The organism is Paludisphaera rhizosphaerae (assembly GCF_011065895.1).
Classification (GTDB): Bacteria; Planctomycetota; Planctomycetia; order Isosphaerales; family Isosphaeraceae; genus Paludisphaera; species Paludisphaera rhizosphaerae.
This window is the reverse complement of record NZ_JAALCR010000097.1, coordinates 1-526: the sequence shown is the minus strand read 5'-3', so window position 1 is coordinate 526 and position 526 is coordinate 1. Positions and strand designations below refer to the sequence as shown.

1 pseudogene is annotated in these 526 nt (G+C 72.6%); it reads right to left on the bottom strand.

Annotated elements, in window-relative coordinates:
- Window positions 1-526: pseudogene (locus tag G5C50_RS32145) on the bottom strand (hypothetical protein); the annotation flags it as partial.

The following is a 526-nucleotide window of genomic DNA, read 5'->3' as shown; positions in this document are numbered from 1 at the left end:
TGGGGGCGGCGTCGCGCGGCAGGCTTCTCTTGCCGGCTCGGTCGATCCGCGCGGCGGCGTCGATCAGGCGCAGGTGGCAGGCCAGGGTGTAGCCGGCGGCCAGGCCGTAGCGGCCGCCTCGGACGCCACGGTCGTTGGTCGGCGAGAGCCACAGGCCATCTTCGTGACGCGAGTCGTCGGTGCGGATCGAGAGATCGTCGCGGAGGCTGTCGGCGGCGTTCTGAGCCCGGGCGTGGTCGAGCCGTTCGCGCAGCGAGATGTGTTCGGCGGCCTCGGGGGTAGGCGCGGCCCCGGCGGCGAAGGGGTTCAGGTCGATGTGGGCGGCCACGGCCAGCAGGGCCTCCTCGTCCAGCACCGGCACGCTGCGGAATCGACCCTCCCAGAACGCCCCGGTGCAGCCGTCCTCGCGATTGGCCCGGCGCGCGAGCGGCTCCTTCAGACACTTCATGAACCAGCCCAGGTCCGACAGCCGGGCCCGAATCCGGGCGATCCAGGCGGAGTCGGCGGCGAGCTTTCTGATGCGGTC